Consider the following 17,025-nt stretch of genomic DNA (forward strand, 5'->3'; position numbering starts at 1 on the left):
GATTCTTTCGAAGCACTCAAAGCCACGTGGCTCCCACAATTAAAAAACAAATCGTGGCAGTAATGTCAGAGTTTTCCTGATGAAATCTCTGACTGGCCGAGGGAACCATGAAAAAAGAAACCAAAAGCCACTAATGAACCCAATTCTGATTTTTTCTCGCCTCTGCTTTACGGTCTTATACGGATCCCCTATGGCTCTTCTGAAAATCCTGCCCCCGGATGGATTTTATAAATACCGGTGTTCAACAATTTTTTTCAAATATCTGTTGACAATAATTGCGCCTTCATGTAGTATATACAAGTCGCTTGAAGCGACACAAATTTAGCGCTGTCGCCAAGTGGTAAGGCAACGGATTCTGATTCCGTCATTCCCAGGTTCGAATCCTGGTAGCGCTGCTCTTGTAGATATACAAGTAAACAATTTCATATAGCGCTGTCGCCAAGTGGTAAGGCAACGGATTCTGATTCCGTCATTCCCAGGTTCGAATCCTGGTAGCGCTGCTAGATTAACCGGAACAGATTTTGTTCCGGTTTTTTGTTACGTATCGGTATTTCCTCCGGATATTTCTTTTTATGTATCACCCCCGCAAAATTTTCTTAACATTTAAAAATCCCTATTGCTTTTCACCCAAAAGGTAGTACAGTTAATACAGTTGATACAAATGATACAGATTCTGATTGTACGAATCTGCAACCATCATCCTGTTTAGTGTGCGCGCTCATCGGGATGACTCATTCTCAAACAGGAGATAGATATGTTTCTTCTAAACTTGCAAAGTAAGGAGCCCATATTTGAGCAGATACAGACTCAGATACTGAGTTTCATCGAAGCCGGGGTACTTAAGCCCAACGACAAACTTCCTTCTGTCAGGCAGCTGGCTACAGAAAACGGCATTAATCCAAATACAGTTGCCAAAGCCTATGCACAGCTTGAACAGAAGGGCTATGTTTATAATCTGCCCAAAAAGGGCGTATATGTAGCGGAGATAAGTATGGAAAATTCAAAGATGCTTCAGATAGAAGCGCTGCTTAAACCACTCAAAGAAAACGGGATCACAAAAGAAGATCTCATCACAGCCATAAACCGGCTTTACGGGGAGGATAACAATGCTTGACATCCGGAATTTATCCAAGAATTTCAAAAATAAAGAAGTATTGAAGGATTTATGTCTTACTGTCGAAGACAAATCCATAGTTGGTCTGGTTGGTGTAAACGGTGCAGGAAAGTCAACATTACTGCGCTCCATAGCAGGAGTATATGCACCGGAAAAGGGAAGCATAACGCTGGACGGAAAAAGCACCTATTATGACATGGATACCAAACGGAAGATCGCTTTCGTCAGCGATGAAGCCTACTTTCCTATGGGATCCACCATCGACAGTCTCAAACTGTTTTATGAATGCATGTACGACTTCGACAGGTCAGCCTTCAGCAGATACTTAAGAACCTTCGAGCTGGATCCAAAGGCCTCCATATCCACCTTTTCAAAGGGCATGAAGCGCCGTGTATCCCTCATGTTTGCACTTTCCATACATCCGAAACTTCTGCTGCTGGACGAAGCCTATGACGGTCTGGAGCCTCTTGCGAGACTGCACTTCAAAAACGCTCTCACTGACCTTCTTGAGGACGAAGATGTGTCCGTAGTCATTTCTTCACACAGCTTAAAGGAACTGGAAGACATCTGCGACAGCTTCGCAATGCTTGAAAACGGCAGAATAGTAAGTGGAGGAGATCTGACCGAGTCGAAAAGCAATATCAACAAGTTTCAGCTGGCTTTCAGAGAAGAACTCAGTCAAAACGACTTCGCCGGTCTTGACATCCTCAGATTTGAAAAGGAAGGTCAGGTTTATAAACTCGTCATCCGCGGAGATGCCGTTCAGACAGAAGAGAAGCTCAGAGCCATGAACCCTATCCTCTTAAATGTGCTACCGGTTAATTTCGAAGAGCTTTTCATATACGAATTAGAAAGCAGAGGCAATAGATCATGAACAAAAACTATTTCAAATGGCTTATAAAGAGCCGAAAGATATCCTTACTGTTTTTCTTTCTCATCTGTATAGGCTTTCAGCTCATATCATTCACAAACTATGATGCCTGCTATCCTTCAGACACTTTCAATATGGGTGTCATCATAGGCGGCTCCATGTCTATGCTTTTATGCATCGCCATGCCGGTTTTTATCCTTTCCTACATCCATAGAAAAAGCAGCGCGGATTTGTATCTGGCACTTCCGGTTTCCAGAAAGGAGCAGCTTCTTACAACCTTTTTCCTGACATGGATCATGGCCTACGGAACCTTCTTTATCGGAACCACACTTATATGGGTGACAAAAACATTCAGCCTCGTTTCCTTCAAAACCTGGATATCGGTACAGATACTCACCGCTTTTTCACTTCTGGTACTGATGCTTGTATATACCGCTATTTATACATTGGCAAACTCTGTATTTGACGGTATCGTTATGATCGGTGCATATTCAGTACTTCCCGGGGTTGTCGCGCTTTCAGTGCTTACCTTCCTGTATTCCATGATAGCCGGCAACAACGTTCCTTCCGACAGTTTCATATTGCAGACAGGAACTCTGTTGTCACCGGTATCCATGTTCTTCAGCAACCTTAACTTCCTTCTGGAACCGGAATACAGCTCTCAGGAAAAGTTCAGCAGACTATACATACTTATGATGCTTGGATACGGCCTTATCGCCATTGCACTTCTGAGATACCATTTCATAAATCGTAAAGCAGAACGCACCGACCAGATATCCGATGATAAACTCTCATACCCGTTTATCATCAATGCCTACCTTATACTCATCCTTCTTTCACTTGCATGGTCAGTGGTTTCGGATTCCGTAAACGGCTTTGAGTTCTTTTATCTCCTACTGTTTTTCATCTATATCGTGGCATCCTTTGTATATAAGAGAACCCTCAGGATCACATGGCGACCGATAGCATTTTTCATATTTGCATGTTTAGCCACACTTGTATTTGCAAAGATCGGATGGATGACAGAGGGATTTGGTCTGAGTCATCTTCCTCATGAGTTGTTCACAGAAAGATATCTTCACTACAATTACTCGGCAGATGTCTCCATAGACAATCTGGGAGAACAGATTCCCGACTATAATCATGACTATGCATATATAAGCTTTGATCTCTCGATCCCGTCCGAAAAAGCAGCTGAATACGCCGGTCTCATCGACAAATTTGAAGCACTGAGAAACGATGCCGTAACAAACTTTTATAAGAGCAGCAAAGACATGCCGAATACCAACGTAAGCCTCAGCGTTTACAACAATACAGGGAATGATAGCGCTTCTTTAAATTATTATAATTACAACAGAGTTCCGCCTTTATCAGAAGAGGATCTTAAGACCATAAGCAGGTACTGTGAGGTAACCATTTACCCCATAATAAACAAGAACTATGACGATGACGGATCTCTTAAAGAGGACGCAGAGGATGAATACTTAGGCGATATGGATCTTGACAAATTCATAGACTGGAGAGATTCAAAATTCCGAAAAACACATTAAATGATGCAGCACATTTCACATGCATTTCTTAATAACTTATATAAGTGATGACATTTTTATAACAAAATTCTTCAACCTATTATCAACACTAATAAACTGTACTAATATGGTGTGAGGGAATCATGCGACGATTCTTTTACCCATATGATGATGCAAGGGCAACTGCCTTCGATTTTTAATCGAAGGTGCCACGCGGCTTTGAGCGCTTCAAAGGAATCTGTAAGGATTCCTGCTCTATGCACAAGAATGTGTGCGTTGGCGCTATCGGTGAATGGCAAATCCTTTTGACACTCACGTCATATGGTACGGCAGGACTTCCGGATATATTTTCCGGATTATTTGTTCAAAAAGCACCCTGTCATACGATCGCGCAAAAAAGAAAAAACTCGAATTGAGAAATGGAGTATAGTATGAAGAACAAGATAGCACTTCGCAAATTATCAGCAGTTATGATGGCAGCGGCTCTTTCTGCCACATCACCGGCAGCAGCTTATCTCGGCCAGCTCACAACCTATGCCGCAACCGATGACGACAAAGACTATTCCGTAAGCGATGCCGCATGGGACACCACCTATGATTCAAACGATAAGGCTCATGTTTATGCCACATGGACAGAATCTGAGGACAAGGCCAATGCAACCATAACCATCTATGTAAACGGCAAGAACCGCACAAGCGAAGCTGCAAAGGGCGGTATATCAGTTTCCACAACAGCCGGCAAGAAGGAGATGACTTCCTACATCAAGAAGATCAACAAAACCGGTGATTATACATTCGTTATTACTTCCAGCAAAAAGAGTACCGGTGACAGCGAGAAGTCATCATCCGAATCGGATGTTCTTGAAGTTACAAAAGACTTCCTGAAGGAGCTTTCCACATCAAGCAGTTCAAGTTCATCAAGCTCCTCAAGTTCTTCCTCAAGCGGAGTTTCACCTACAGTAGGATCAACAACTGCACCGGCTTCAAGCTCACAGAATAACTCAGCCGCAGCCGCAACAACAGCTCCTGCATCAGGATGGCAGAACTGGGGCATTGGCTGGGTATATCTCGAGAACGGCCAGTGTGTAAGGGACAGATGGGTACCTTCAAGCGGTAAGTATTATCATATAAACAGCAGCGGTTTCATGGATGTAAGCACCACTATACAGGATGCATACGGCACTCACACAGTAGGAGCTGACGGTGCACTTATTCTGGGATAAAGCATTGTAAATTCCTGTTTTTACAGGTATTAAAGCACCTGTATAACACCGATTTTTCATAGGGAAAGACTGATTAAAGAGTTTCCCTGGTCGGATTTTCGATGCGAAGCATCAACTTCCTTTGAAAATCCGTGTCCCGACGCCTGAGGCTCTTGGGAAACACTGATATAATCAGTGTTTCTATGGAATTTTCAAATGATTCGGAGTAAAATGTATTTATTAAAAATACATCGCTCCGGGTCATTTTTTATGATGTCCTATCAAGGGGCAGAAGGGGATAAAAACAATGAAAGGATTTTTGAAAGAGTTTAAAGAGTTTGCTGTAAAAGGTAATATGATCGATCTGGCAGTCGGCATGATCATCGGTTCAGCATTTACCGCTCTCGTAAAGAGTGTAGTAGATGATCTCGTTATGCCTGTACTGTCTATATTCACAGGAAAGCTTGATTTCAACAATATGTTTATACCTTTGGCAGATCAGACCACCAAAGTGTACAGTGAAGCAGTAGAGCAGGGCGCGGTTTTTGCCTACGGAAAGTTCCTGACCGAAGCCCTTTCTTTTCTCATCATGGCATTTGTTGTATTTATGTTTGTGAAAGCCATGAACAAGTTAAGAAAGCAGCAGGCAGAAGCTCCGGCACCTGCAACAACCAAAGAGTGTCCATACTGCAAGTCAGAGATCAAGATTGAGGCCACAAGATGTCCTAACTGCACATCCAAGCTTGAGGGTTTCAAGATTGATCCTGCCGAGCTAAATGCTTAAATGTCACATCACAACGTGAGTGATATGCCATCAACACTCATTGGCCGGCGCCAAAACAAACATTAAAGAGTAGTGCCTGCCGAAATATATTCTCTGATTTGACTATTGATTTTTTCTTTCTTAACGGTTAATATACCGACGATGTTTATGAGCGACTTCATTTACATCAGGCATTACTTCTGTTGGACGAGATAACAGATTCACCAAAGCACGGAACACCCTTAAGCCAGATTTATAAGCAGGTTTTACGGGAACGTAGAGCCTGCTTTTTTATATCACAAAACTGATATACCCCATCGGAAAGGAGTCACATGTACGAATTTGACGCAAGAGTCCGCTACTCGGAAACGGACGAGACACAATCCATCACCATCACATCACTGGTAAACTACCTTCAGGATTGCAGCACCTTTCATTCTGCAGACGTAGGGCTCACCGTAGACCATCTCAACTCAATTCACAGAGCCTGGCTCCTGAACTACTGGGATATACGCATAGAACGAATGCCTAAACTTTGCGATAATATCACAGTCGGTACCAGTCCTCACGAATTCCGCGGAGTACTGGCACATCGTAATTTCTGGATAAAGGATGTAAACGGTTCATTCATGCTCCGGGCAGACAGTCTCTGGTTTTGTTTTGACACAGAACGTATGCGTCCCGTAAAGATAGATCCCGAGATGATTGAGCCCTTTGGAACCATCGAAGATGTTCTCAAACTGCCTGTCAGCGACAGAAAGATCATTGAACCCGGAGATCTCACCAAAGGTCAGCCCATCAAGGTGGAGCAGCATCACATAGATACAAACCATCATGTGAATAATGCTCAGTACATCCAGATTGCAAGCGATGTGATAGCAGCATCCGGAGATAACTCACAACCTTTCACACACGGAAGAATCCGTGTGGAGTACAGAAAAGCCGCAGTACTTGGTGACACCATGATTCCGATGTACGGTAAGACACCTGAAGGTTCTGTGATTGTAAGTCTTCAATCTGAAACCGGCGATGTCTATTGCAACTTAGAGTTCTCAGATAAAGTATGAAAATGCAGGAATACCGTGAACTTTTACGTCCGGTAAAACGGCAGGAACATTAACACATACAGAAGTAAACTCGCCCCGCAGCTTATGTCCGGCGATTTATGTACGATAAATTATTAGTGTGGGTAAAACAGGTTTTATAAGAACCGGTTCATTCACTCACCGGCATCGGCGCACAAAATCGTGCGTTGTACGGCTCTTTCATCCCGAAAGAGAAATACAGAAAGGAAACAAAATGATCGAATTAGGAAAGATACAGACACTCAAAATAGCAAGAGAGAAGGAATTTGGTGTTTACCTTGAAGACGGAACAGGAGCATCTGTTCTTCTTCCGAAAAGACAGGTTCCCAACGGAAAGAGCGTAGGAGATGAACTCACAGTTTTCGTATATAAGGATTCCCGTGACCGTCTCATCGCTACCACAAAAAAGCCTCTTATGTCTGTTGGCGAAATCTCAAAGGTTGTAGTTAAGGATGTCACTAACATAGGTGCGTTTGTCGACATCGGCCTTGAAAGAGACGTTCTTCTTCCATATCACGAGATGCGCTATGAAATCAAAAAAGGAGATACCGTTGAAGTTTATCTTTATGTAGATCATTCCCAGCGTTTAGCCGCAACCATGTTCACAAAGAAGCATGAAGACGCGACCGTTATTAAAAACGACGAAATTAAGACCTATTTTTATGAGCAAAATGCCGATGAGGTACTTAAGATACTGAAGGAAAAGTTCGACGGACATGTACCTTACACTGATAAAACTGTACAACCTGACGAAATTCAAAGGGATTTCGGTATGTCAAAAGCCGCATTCAAGCGTGCTGTGGGCAAATTGCTGAAAGAAGGAAAGATTAAGATTACAAAAACTTCGATTTTTTGTCTTTATTAAACAAAAGCCATTTTACCGTTGACACTTTGTCTAAAATTTGACGTGCTTTTTTGGGTAGCTGTGCCCTAGAGAATGATTTTTTATTGGAGTATTATACCGATAGTTTCAAACAAGCGGATGTGTTTTAAACCGCAGGTTCTACTAGAACGCGTAGCTGATAAGGAGACATATAGTATGGCAAGTGTAGTACTCAAAGACGTCACAAAAAAGTATCCTAACGGATTTGTTGCCGTTAAGGAATTCAATCTTGATGTTAAAGATCAGGAATTTATTATCTTCGTCGGACCATCAGGATGTGGTAAGTCCACAACTCTTCGTATGATCGCAGGTCTTGAGGATATCTCAAGCGGTGATCTTATGATCGATGGAAAGAGAATGAACGATGTGGAGCCAAAGGACAGAGATATCGCGATGGTATTCCAGAATTACGCTCTGTATCCACATATGACAGTATATGACAACATGGCATTCGGTCTTAAGCTCCGTAAGGTTCCTAAGGACGAGATCGATCAGAAGGTACATGAGGCAGCAAGAATCCTTGACCTTGAGCACCTTCTCGACAGAAAGCCAAAGGCACTTTCTGGTGGACAGAGACAGCGTGTTGCTATGGGACGTGCTATCGTTCGTAGACCTAAGGTATTCCTTATGGACGAGCCGCTTTCAAACCTCGATGCAAAGCTGAGAGCACAGATGCGTGTAGAGATCGCAAAGCTTCATAAGTCACTTGAGACAACAATCATCTACGTTACTCATGACCAGACAGAGGCTATGACACTCGGAACAAGAATCGTTGTTCTCAAGGACGGTATCATCCAGCAGGTAGATTCACCTGAGAACCTTTACGATACACCTTGCAACAAGTTCGTTGCCGGATTCATCGGTTCACCTCAGATGAATATGATCGATGCAGAGTGCGGAGAGTCAAACGGTGACGTAACACTTACATTTGCAGGTCATACAATCGCTCTTAGCGCTGACAAGGCTGCCAAGCTTAAGGAAGGCGGCTACATCGGAAAGACTGTTACACTCGGTATCAGACCTGAGCACCTTCACGATGAGGCTGATTTCGTAGCAGCACATCAGAAGCAGACACTTCAGGCTGAGATCAAGGTTTATGAGATGCTCGGTGCAGAGACACTTCTTTACTTCGATCTCGGAGATGCTTCATGGGTTGCAAGAGTTAATCCTAAGACAACTGCACGTACAGGATCTAATGTTACATTTGCTATCGATGAGTCAAAGATCCATGTATTTGACAAGGAGACAGAGAAGACTATCACAAACTGATATTGACTCTGCTTATAGATCTTTCAAGCCCCGGAACAAATTGTTCCGGGGCTTTTTTATGTATTTTTTATAGATACACATCTTGAATCTTTTGGATAATCCGTTTATTCTATGAAGAAACCTTGAACTTAAAAGTTCATTTTAGTAAAATATCATTAATTATGGGTAACAGCGGATTTTCTTTTTTCCCGTTAATATAAGATAGGAGCAACTATGATATCAAATCAGGTTTTACAAAGCACAATTGACTCACTCAAGGGCATCACTCGAGTTGATATTGCGATTGCTGATATCGATGGCAAGATTCTTGCATCAACGTTTTCAGATGAGCAGTACACTGAGTCCATGGTTTCTTCATTTGCCGATTCACAGGCAGACAGCCAGGCAGTAGGAGGCTATCAGTTCTTCAAGATCTTCGACGAGCATCAGCTTGAGTATGTTCTCATCGCAAAGGGTGACACCGACGATGTTTACATGGTAGGTAAACTCGCAGCATTCCAGATTCAGACACTTCTTGTTGCATACAAGGAGAAGTTCGATAAGGATAACTTCATCAAGAATCTCCTTCTCGACAACCTCCTCCTTGTTGACATTTACAATCGTGCAAAGAAGCTTCACATCGATATCGGTGTTAAGCGTGTCGTTTATATCATCGAGACCGAAAAGGGCACTAACGATTCCGGCGCTCTTGATGCTCTCAAGACACTTTTTGCCACAAAGACAAAGGATTTCGTTACTGCGGTTGACGAGAAGAATGTCATCGTAGTCAAGGAAGTCAAGCCAAACGAGACAGCAGAAGAGCTTTATCATGTTGGCGAGACCATCCTTGATATGCTTGAGACAGAAGCTATGATTCAGGCTCGTGTAAGTTTCGGTACAGTTGTAAACGAAATCAAGGATGTATCAAAGTCATACAAAGAAGCCAAAATGGCTCTTGAAGTTGGCAAGATCTTCTATGAAGACAGAAACATCATCGCATACAACCGCCTCGGCATCGGTCGTCTGATCTACCAGCTTCCGCTTCCTCTTTGCAAGATGTTCATCAAGGAGATCTTCACAAGTATTTCCCCTGATGAGTTCGATGAGGAAACACTTACAACCATCAACAAGTTCTTTGAGAACAACCTTAACGTTTCCGAGACTTCAAGACAGCTTTACATCCACAGAAACACTCTTGTTTACAGACTGGATAAGCTTCAGAGATCAACAGGTCTTGATTTAAGAGTTTTCGATGATGCCATCACTTTCAAGATTGCACTCATGGTAGTTAAATACATGAAGTACATGGAGTCTATCGATTATTGATGTGCGGTTCAATGCTTAAGAAAGCACTTTAACCCTTACATCTTTTTAAGAGAATTGAAATATCAAAAGTCGGTTATTGGTGTTTACACCTTAGCCGGCTTTTTTGTATTATGATACAGTGTCACAAAGTCTATCTTCTGCCTGTGCCTGGACAAAAGCAAAAGATAGACTTTGTAACAAGTCCACACATCATTTCCCATATTAGAAAGACCATTACCTTATGATAAAAATCGAAAATGTCTCCAAGACATATAGCACCGGAGTTGCAGCACTTCGAAATATAAATCTCACCATACAGGATGGTGAATTCTGCTTCATCGTAGGACGAAGCGGTTCAGGAAAGTCCACACTTGTACGTCTTCTGACCAAGGAACTGGATCCTGACGAGGGCAGTATCACAGTAAATGATACCGATCTCGGGAAGCTCCGTCGCCGCCACATCCCCGGCTATCGTCGGCGTCTCGGCGTTGTTTTCCAGGATTTCAGACTTCTTGAAGACCGGACAGTGTACGAAAACATTGGCTTTGCCCAACTTATCATAGGAAAAACCGATGACGAAATCCGTGAGAACGTCACAAGGATCATGCATCTCACAGGAATCGACGCCAAGAGAAACTCATATCCGCATCAGTTAAGCGGAGGTGAACAACAAAGAACCGCTATTGCGCGCGCACTGGTAAATCGTCCTGAGATCCTTATTGCCGATGAGCCCACAGGTAATCTTGACCACGAAAATGCTTCCGAAGTCATGAAACTGCTTGAGCGTATAAACGAACAGGGCACCACTGTCATTGTAATCACTCATGACCGCGAGATGGTTGCCCGCATGAGGAAGCGCACTGTACGCATTTCTTTCGGACAGATAGTATCAGACGAAATATCCGGGGACAGTGACTACTATTTTGACGATCCGCTCCCTGATGACCATGCACAACCTGAACCATCTCATGAATCCGACTCAGAAAGCCCTGAATCTCCTGTCGAAGAGCCTGTCGAAGATGACACACAGGAATCATCCGGGAAAGCCACTTCTCAAGCAGCCACAGCACCATCAGAAGGTCCGGCACAGGATAATACTTCTCTTGAGTGGTCAATGGATGACTGGATTGAAGAAGCACCTGTCAGAAAGCCTTCAAAGGGACTTCGCGGAAATCATCGCCGGCCTCATAAATCCAGAAAGGAGAATGCATGATCATGAAAGGAAACGCATGGAGCTACTGCATTCGCTCCGGATTCAAAAACATACTTCACAACAAACTGTTTTCGGCTGCATCAACAGCAACTATCGCAGCCTGCATTTTCCTGTTCTGTCTTTTCTTCGCCATCGTCACCAATGTTCAGAGTATGGCAAAGAAAGCAGAGACTACAGTTGGAATCACTGTTTTTTTTGATGACGATATAGCTCAGGAACAGGTTGAAGAAATCGGAAAACTCATCTCGGAAAAGCCGGAGATAAAAAGCGCAAACTACACATCGGCTGACGATGCATGGAACGAATTCAAGTCGGATTATTTTAACAACAATGAACTTATGGCTCAGGCATTTGCAGAAGATAATCCTCTTTCCGGATCCCAGAGTTACGAGATATTCTTAAACAATATCCGGGACCAGCAAAGTATAGTTGACTGGCTTTACAGCCTTGACGGCGTAAGACAGGTGAACTATTCCAATGCTGCCGTAAAGGGCCTAAGTTCCCTGAACCGCATCATTTCATCACTTAGTGCCGTGATAATAAGTGTTCTTCTGGCAGTTTCCGTTTTTCTGATCTCCAATACCATTTCTGTTGCAGCTCAGTTCCGCCGCAGAGAAAATGAGATCATGAAGATAATAGGTGCCACAAACTTCATGATACGACTTCCTTTCCTTGTTGAAGGAGTTGTGCTTGGATTTACCGGTGCAGCCATTCCTCTTATCGGAATATATCTTATTTATGAGAAGGCAGTGACTTACGTTAACGAGCGCTTCGTCAGCATCAGTACACTTTTCTCACCCATACCCATAGCCTCGATCTTTCCTGCCATGATTGCCGTAGCGATGGGACTCGGCGTCGGCGTGGGATTTGTCGTATCATTCTTCACCATAAGAAAGTCATTGAAAGTCTGAATATGAAACATAAACGATATAAGAGAATAATACTTAAGATGACGGCATTGATGCTGACCATCACCCTGACCTCTGTTCCGGGCTTTTCGGCGGAGAAGGAGAAGCAATCCATAAATTCGTCAAAACAGAAAATAGACGAAAACAAGGAAAAAATAGACGCTCTTGCAGAAGAGCAGAAAAAGGTCAACAAAAAGATTGACGAACTCAAAGAGCTTAAGGCAGATACCGCTTCCTACATCACAGCTCTCGACAAAAATATGACGGAGATCACCAACGAACTTATAGCCGTCAATGCCTCAATCGCTCAAAAACAGCTGGATATCCAGTTCACTCAGGAACAGCTTGCCGCCGCAACACAGACTGCATCAGACCAGTATGCCAGCATGAAACTTCGCATCAAATTCATGTACGAAAAAGGTGATACCAATTTCATTGACATGATACTGAATGCCACAAGCTGGTCAGATCTTCTGAACAAAGCCGAATACATTCACAAGATAACAAAATACGATCGCACCAAGCTCAGCGAATTCGAAGAAACAAAGCAGCTTGTAACCGACACACAGACCCAGCTTCAGGCAGAGAATGCCCAGCTGGCCGATCTTCAGGCTCAGGAGCTGGCAAAACAGCAGAGTATTCAGGCACTTCTCGACCAGAAAACAGCAGAACTCACTGCCTACAACAGGAAGATTTCAAAAGCCCAGAGCGAAATAGCAGAGCAGCAGGATAAGATCGATGATCTAAATGCCGACATTCGTGCTCAGGAAGCCAATATCGAGGCCATGGAACGTGAGATTGAAAGGCAGGAGGAAGAAGCCCGCAAAAAAGCAAAGGAATCCGGCTCTTCACAGAAAACCCGGACCATGACCGGCGGTTTCACCTGGCCCGTTCCTTCAAGCAGCAGAATTTCCAGTGAATTCGGTTCAAGAGAATCACCCACCGAGGGTGCCAGCACCTATCACAAGGGTATAGACATTGCCGCTTCCACCGGCTCCAATGTCATCGCAGCTGCAGGTGGAAAGGTGGTTATCGCAACTTATTCCGCAAGTGCCGGCAACTACATTATGATAAGCCACGGCAGCAGCACTTATACCGTTTACATGCATATGTCAAAGCTTAATGTCTCGGAAGGTGACGAAGTTTCTCAGGGCGATGTCATCGGAGCTGTAGGTTCAACAGGCTATTCGACCGGTCCACACCTTCACTTCGGAATCAGAAAAGACGGAACTTATGTGAATCCGGGCAATTATTTATAAGCATTTTGACCATTGCATCCCATAAAAGATCCAACATATAATGATATCATGGAAAATAACGATATAAATCCAACTGAAACAAACGAAAAAGTAAACAGCAAACCTAAGAAGCCGCTATTTGGTAATTTTGATTTCGTTTACGGTTTTATCCTGGGACTCATCATCATGTTTGTCATAGGAGGAAGTACATTCTATGTATATTTCTTTGGGTTCCCGCCGTTCATTAACGATTACATAATTCACCACGGCACGGGAAATGCATCCATGTCCCTTGCAAGCATTTCTGAACTGGAAGCGGGAGATAACGGACATACTGCAGAAAACGGTGCCGCAGGAGAGGCAGATTCCGTATCAGAACAGACTGCAGGTTCTCTCAAAATGGCTGCAGTAACAAGAAAGCTTGGCATACTTCAGACTCTCATCGATCAGAACTACCTCTTCCCGGAAGATGCCGATAAGGCTGCAACCTATATCTACAAGGGTTTCCTTGCATCCCTGACGGACGAGGATCCGTATGCACACTACTATAGTGCAGAAGAGATGAACGAGCGAAAGTCTCAGCAAAACGGAACCTACTATGGTATAGGCGCCGGTGTTCACCAGCTTGAAGATACCAATGAGATACTGGTCATCAATATCTATCCCGGAAGTCCTGCAGAAACTGCAGGCATGCAGATCGGGGATGTCCTGTACAAGATCAATGGCATTGACGTGTCAGATATGACACTGTCCTATGTTGTGGAGAATCTGATTCAGGGCGATCTGGGAACTTCCTTTGAGTGCGTCGTCAAACGTGACGGCAAAGAAGTGACCATGCGTATCACAAGAGCTGACGTCGAGATTCCTCGCGTGGCCTACGGAACTCTTTCAGAATTCGGAATCAATGCGACACACGCCGACGAGATAGGATATATCTCATTCGCCAATTTCTACTCAGCAGAGGGCAAGCAGACAAAAGCTGCGCTTGATGACCTGATAAACAATGCTCACATCAGTTCACTTATCATTGACCTGAGAGGCAATCCGGGCGGAGATATCGAAGTTGCGGCATCTCTTCTTGACTATATTCTTCCTGACGATCTGACTAACTTCACAGACGGAAAGAGTGAATTCCAGCAGGGCAAGACATTGTTCGCATACACAAGGAACAAGTTAGGAAAGGGACAGGAGTGGTATGCAGGTGACGGTCACGAGATCAACATTCCTATCGTCATACTTCAGAATCAGAATTCCGCTTCTGCATCAGAGCTTTTCTCAGGATGCCTTCAGGATTACGGTGTAGCGACGGTTGTTGGAACACAGTCTTACGGTAAGGGAATAGTCCAGAGCATCACTACTTTGCAGGACGGTTCTGCCGTTGAGTTCACAACCCATTACTATTACATTCCTTCCGGTCTCAACATTCACAAGATCGGCATCACACCGGATGTCACAGTAGAGATGGGAGAGACTGCGGATGAATATATGGTTTCTCTCAATGACGACGTTCAGCTTCAGAAGGCTGTATCGATTCTGGATGGAGAAGTTCATTAATATAAGACACTGTACGGATTATCAGAGACATGCGGTTTGAAATCCGCAAAACCGGAGCAGAAGAAAACAGCATTTTTAAAGGAGTGTCAAATCATTGCGCAAGCTATTGATTTGGCACTTTCATCTATTATATTATGATGATGCTGAGCACATTACACCCAAATGTGTACGTGCTCAGCATCATCAGTGAGTGTAAAAAGTGAAACGGAGGATTTTATATGAGAATAGGTACCGGCTACGACGTACACAAATTAGTTCCGAATCGCAAGCTTATCCTTGGCGGCGTCACAGTTCCTTATGAGCTTGGCCTTGACGGACACAGTGATGCAGATGTCATCACTCATGCCATCATGGATGCGCTTTTAGGAGCAGCAGCTCTTGGTGATATAGGGCAGCATTTCCCTGACAATGACCCGAAGTATGAAGGGGCAGACTCCATCAGACTTTTACAGGAAGTCGGCAGGATACTTGCGAAAGAAGGCTATACGATCGGCAATATCGATTCTACCATCATCGCTCAGAAGCCAAAGCTTATGAATTATCTTCCTGAGATGAGGAAAAATGTTGCTAACGCTTTGGGACTTGAACTCAATCAGGTATCCATAAAAGCCACAACAGAAGAGCACCTCGGCTTCACAGGAAGAGGTGAAGGAATCAGCTCTCAGGCCGTAGCATTACTGAACTGAAAAAAAGCGAAAATTTCGAACAGTGACATTTTCGTAACAATATAGCCGGTGATTGAGTTCTGGTCAGAACCAAAGGACATCAATTAAAAAACGTTAAGCTAAGGCTTAAAAAATCAAAACAGCTCCTCTTAGAATCACTTGGATATTTTTCCTTGATTCCTTCGGCAATTCTGAGTTTTCCTCAGGAAAACTCAGAAACTGCCGAGGACCTAGTGGTTCATAGGGGAGCTGTTTTAGATTTTTTTGTCGAAGCGCCTCGTTTTTTAATCGATACCCTCTGGTTCAAACTTACTCAATCACCGGCTGAACGATCATACATTTTCTTTTTTTATTTCTTCAGTTCAATACTAAAATCACAGTCTCAGTTTAAGCTTCTTCGGAATGCAATTAAGCGTGAAATCGCTCTGCTTACCGGCCGACTCCCCATCCACATGAACCGGCAACGGCTTGTTGGTATGAACCTCGATCTCACGACATCTGTAGAGATGCACTCCGGTTCTCGTCACATGCTGCCCGTAAACACTGGAAAACATGATCCACAGAAGACGCCACTTGTGTCTGGTGCTGACGATGCATACATCAAGACATCCATCTTCACCACTGGCATCCGGACAAACCTTGTAACCACCTTCATAAGGATGAACATGAGCGGATATGAAGAGAATGTTGTTGAATTCGTGTTTTTTCTCCCCGTCAAGCACCACATATCCTTTGGTAGGCTTAACTTTAAAGAACTCCCTCATGAATGTCTTTATATATAAAAGTTTTCTAAGCTGAAAAAAGCGTCTGCTCCGCTTACCTGATCTGCACTTTGCATCATACAGATCGTTAAAAATCGCTGCATCGATTCCCGCTCCGGAACTGATGGCAAATCTTCGATTCATGGATGGGCAGTTCAAAACACCATAATCCAGAAGTATCTCATCCGAATCGGTAAAAAGTCTTTTCAACTGCGCTTTCAGGTTGTACTTTCTACGGAATGAACGGGCGATATCATTGTCAGTTTTTGTAGGAATATATGCGATGGATATCCTGTTGCTATCCATATTGATACCATCAACTACTTCGTTAAGGGTTCCTTCACCCCCGATAACTGTGATGGTCTTTGCGTCCTGACATTTCAAAGATAATTGATGAGCAAATTCCCTCGCGTCTCCGCTTTTCTCAGTGATATATGCTTCAAAGTTCGATGCGTTTTTTGTTTTGTTCAAATGTCTGAGAACCTTATCCCAGATCTTGCGTCCACGGCCATTGGACGACTGCGGATTTACGATGAAATAATACATTTAACCTCCAAGTTTCAACAAACAGAGTATAGCATCAAAAATTCTTTTTATTTCTAAAAAGACTGTTAAATATGTCAGAATTAATATCTTCTTAGACACAAATTGAACACAGAATATAAGTATGATACAAACATAGCGTT

At 43.5% G+C, this 17,025-nt stretch carries 14 protein-coding genes, 2 tRNA genes and 1 pseudogene; 16 read left to right on the forward strand and 1 reads right to left on the reverse strand.

The window, feature by feature from the left end; translation table 11 throughout:
* The first annotated feature begins 323 nt into the window (after positions 1 to 323).
* The 16 genes and pseudogenes from BM294_RS08715 (at position 324) to ispF (ending at position 15,599) form a co-directional block, all read left to right on the forward strand.
* Positions 324 to 395, forward strand: a tRNA-Gln gene (locus BM294_RS08715).
* Positions 396 to 428: 33 nt separating this feature from the next.
* A tRNA-Gln gene (locus BM294_RS08720) sits at positions 429 to 500 on the forward strand.
* Between the two features lie 254 nt (positions 501 to 754).
* Positions 755 to 1,114, forward strand: coding sequence for a GntR family transcriptional regulator (locus tag BM294_RS08725; protein WP_091207020.1), 360 nt, complete (start codon positions 755 to 757; stop codon positions 1,112 to 1,114).
* On the forward strand, positions 1,107 to 1,988 hold the full coding sequence (locus BM294_RS08730) for an ABC transporter ATP-binding protein (protein WP_091207023.1): 882 nt from the start codon (positions 1,107 to 1,109) through the stop codon (positions 1,986 to 1,988). The genes BM294_RS08725 and BM294_RS08730 overlap by 8 nt, the downstream gene beginning before the upstream one ends.
* Positions 1,985 to 3,535: a hypothetical protein gene (locus BM294_RS08735; protein WP_091207027.1), complete on the forward strand. Its 1,551-nt coding sequence runs from the start codon at positions 1,985 to 1,987 to the stop codon at positions 3,533 to 3,535. Before BM294_RS08730 ends, BM294_RS08735 begins: the two co-directional genes overlap by 4 nt.
* A gap of 410 nt (positions 3,536 to 3,945) precedes the next feature.
* Entirely contained in the window at positions 3,946 to 4,737 is a 792-nt protein-coding gene (locus BM294_RS08740) for a hypothetical protein (protein WP_091207030.1), read from the forward strand.
* Positions 4,738 to 5,023: 286 nt separating this feature from the next.
* Positions 5,024 to 5,500, forward strand: coding sequence for a large conductance mechanosensitive channel protein MscL (gene mscL / locus BM294_RS08745; RefSeq protein WP_091207033.1), 477 nt, complete (start codon positions 5,024 to 5,026; stop codon positions 5,498 to 5,500).
* A gap of 311 nt (positions 5,501 to 5,811) precedes the next feature.
* Positions 5,812 to 6,546, forward strand: a complete 735-nt coding sequence (locus BM294_RS08750; RefSeq protein ID WP_091207036.1) for an acyl-[acyl-carrier-protein] thioesterase — start codon at positions 5,812 to 5,814, stop codon at positions 6,544 to 6,546.
* A gap of 232 nt (positions 6,547 to 6,778) precedes the next feature.
* On the forward strand, positions 6,779 to 7,429 hold the full coding sequence (locus BM294_RS08755; protein ID WP_091207039.1) for a S1-like domain-containing RNA-binding protein: 651 nt from the start codon (positions 6,779 to 6,781) through the stop codon (positions 7,427 to 7,429).
* 174 nt (positions 7,430 to 7,603) lie between these two features.
* Entirely contained in the window at positions 7,604 to 8,716 is a 1,113-nt protein-coding gene (locus BM294_RS08760; RefSeq protein WP_091207041.1) for an ABC transporter ATP-binding protein, read from the forward strand.
* 213 nt (positions 8,717 to 8,929) lie between these two features.
* Positions 8,930 to 10,021, forward strand: coding sequence for a PucR family transcriptional regulator (locus BM294_RS08765; protein WP_091207044.1), 1,092 nt, complete (start codon positions 8,930 to 8,932; stop codon positions 10,019 to 10,021).
* A 220-nt stretch (positions 10,022 to 10,241) separates the two neighbouring features.
* Positions 10,242 to 10,895: pseudogene (ftsE, locus tag BM294_RS08770) on the forward strand (cell division ATP-binding protein FtsE); the annotation flags it as partial.
* 320 nt (positions 10,896 to 11,215) lie between these two features.
* Positions 11,216 to 12,124: a cell division protein FtsX gene (locus BM294_RS08775; RefSeq protein ID WP_091207183.1), complete on the forward strand. Its 909-nt coding sequence runs from the start codon at positions 11,216 to 11,218 to the stop codon at positions 12,122 to 12,124.
* Between the two features lie 2 nt (positions 12,125 to 12,126).
* Positions 12,127 to 13,380 (forward strand): murein hydrolase activator EnvC family protein, encoded by a 1,254-nt coding sequence (locus BM294_RS08780; RefSeq protein ID WP_091207050.1) that lies wholly within the window; start codon positions 12,127 to 12,129, stop codon positions 13,378 to 13,380.
* 48 nt (positions 13,381 to 13,428) lie between these two features.
* On the forward strand, positions 13,429 to 14,913 hold the full coding sequence (locus BM294_RS08785; RefSeq protein WP_139225865.1) for a S41 family peptidase: 1,485 nt from the start codon (positions 13,429 to 13,431) through the stop codon (positions 14,911 to 14,913).
* 218 nt (positions 14,914 to 15,131) lie between these two features.
* The gene (gene ispF / locus BM294_RS08790) at positions 15,132 to 15,599 is read left to right on the forward strand and encodes a 2-C-methyl-D-erythritol 2,4-cyclodiphosphate synthase (protein WP_091207057.1); all 468 of its coding nucleotides are present in this window, start codon (positions 15,132 to 15,134) and stop codon (positions 15,597 to 15,599) included.
* Between the two features lie 353 nt (positions 15,600 to 15,952).
* Here ispF and BM294_RS08795 read toward each other — a convergent pair whose 3' ends face one another.
* On the reverse strand, positions 15,953 to 16,885 hold the full coding sequence (locus BM294_RS08795; protein ID WP_091207059.1) for a diacylglycerol/lipid kinase family protein: 933 nt from the start codon (positions 16,883 to 16,885) through the stop codon (positions 15,953 to 15,955).
* Positions 16,886 to 17,025: the final 140 nt, after the last annotated feature.

The sequence above is a fragment of the Oribacterium sp. WCC10 genome (genome assembly GCF_900113415.1).
GTDB lineage: Bacteria > Bacillota > Clostridia > Lachnospirales > Lachnospiraceae > Oribacterium.